Source organism: Pseudoxanthomonas sp. LjRoot204_2, from assembly GCF_056175765.1.
The window spans coordinates 1-1726 of record NZ_JBGFFG010000579.1 but is presented as its reverse complement, the minus strand read 5'-3'; the positions used below and the strand labels follow the sequence as shown (position 1 = coordinate 1726).

The 1726-nt window shown below is 69.0% G+C and carries 2 protein-coding genes; both read right to left on the bottom strand.

Going from position 1 to position 1726, the window contains the following annotated elements; all coding sequences use genetic code 11:
- The coding region (locus AC04L7_RS18055) for a PAS domain S-box protein (RefSeq protein ID WP_475513615.1) at window positions 1-1047 on the bottom strand (1047 nt) is incomplete at its 3' end.
- Between the two features lie 163 nt (window positions 1048-1210).
- Window positions 1211-1726 (bottom strand): methyl-accepting chemotaxis protein (locus AC04L7_RS18050; RefSeq protein WP_475513614.1); only part of this gene is annotated, 516 nt, incomplete at its 5' end.

Genomic DNA, 1726 nt, shown 5'->3' with positions numbered 1-1726 from the left:
GTCCTTGACCAGGACCGCCCGGCCGCGCCAGGCGGCTACCCCGCAGACGCCGGCGCGCGGGCCGATCGGCAGGCCGTTGATCTTGCGCGACCAGGCTTCGGGCAGGCTGGGCGAGGCGAGGGCGTGCATCAGCCCCTCGTTGTCGACGGTGATGATGGACACCGTCAGCTCCGGCGCGATGTGCTCCACCTCCCGGCAGATCAGCGTCATCACGTCGGCCACGTTCCACTCGTGCACCAGCGCGTCCAGCACCTTGTTGTGCAGTACCTGATGCATCTTGGTCTGGGTGATGTCGCTGAGCACGCTCACCAGTCCCAGCAGCGTGCCGTCCTCGTCGCGTACCGGGTTGATCGCCGTGGACAGCCACAGCGGGCGACCCGCCTTGGTGTACAGCAGGACCTCGGTCTGCAATCCCTCGCCGTTGTCGATCGCACGGCTGATTCGTTCGTCCAGCGAACCGTCCGTGTGCGGTCCCGACAGCAGTTCCGAAGGTCGGACGCCGCGCAGCTCCTCCAGGCGGTAGCCCAGCATGCGCGTGAAGCCGCTGTTGACGTAGACGACCTCGCGGTCGGCGGAACTGATGAAGATGGCGTTGTCGCTGCTGTCCACGACGATGGACAGCTGCCGCAGGCGCGCCAGTTGCCGCTGCTGGTCGCTGGTGTCGCGGACGAAGGCGGTATGGAAGACCTGGTCGCCGATCACCACTTTCGACATGGAGACCGAGCAGGCGCTTTCGCTTCCGTCGGCCCGCACCAGCACGGCATCGCGATGGCTCCCGAGCAGCGATGCGAGCGTCGTCTCGCCGGCGACGCCTGCCGGCGCCTCCGCGAGCAGGCGGGTGAACGGCACGCCGTGCACGTCTTCGCGGCGGCATCGCCACAGCGCTTCCGCCGCCGGGTTGAACAGCACCACGCGGTGCCGCGCATCGATGACGAACGCCGCATCGACCGACTGCTCCAGCACGTGCCACAGGCTGTCGTGCGCCGGGCCGGGCGGTGCCTGCACGTCGCGCACGGGCGCAAGCGCGTTCAACGTGCGGCGCAGCATGCGGACTCCTCGCAATGTGCGGGCGTCGCGGGGCTGGCGTCGTCGTGGGCGGTGAGTGCGACGGTCATGGGGGCCAGGGAGGAGTGCCTTCAGGTGACATATCGGCCGGGATCCGGATTACTTGAAAACGGTCACGGGGCGGATGCGAAGCGGGTCCGGAGGCTCAGAACTCCTGCCAGTCGCCATCGGCGAGCGCGGGTTCGGGCTTGCGCGCCGCGGGCTTGCGGGCCGGGGCCTTGGCGACGGGCCTGGCGGCGGCGACCGGCTTGGGGGCCGGGCTGATCGCCTTGCGCACCGGCGTATCGACCGTGGCCTGCAGCTTGAACACCGCCACCGATTCGGTCAGTCCCTGCGCCTGCTCCTCCATCGAGCGTGCGGCGGCCGTGGCTTCCTCCACCAGTGCGGCGTTCTGCTGGGTGGCTTCATCCATCTGGGTGATGGTCTGGTTGACCTGCTCGATGCCGGCCGACTGCTCCTGCGAGGCCGCCGAGATCTCGGCCATGATGTCGGTCACGCGCTGCACGCTGGCCACGATGTCGGCCATCGTCGCACCGGCCTGGTTCACCAGCGCCGAGCCGTCGGAGACCTTCTCCACCGAGTTCTCGATCAGGCCCTTGATCTCCTTGGCCGCATTGGCCGAGCGCTGGGCCAGGGTGCGCACTTCCGAGGCGACCACGGC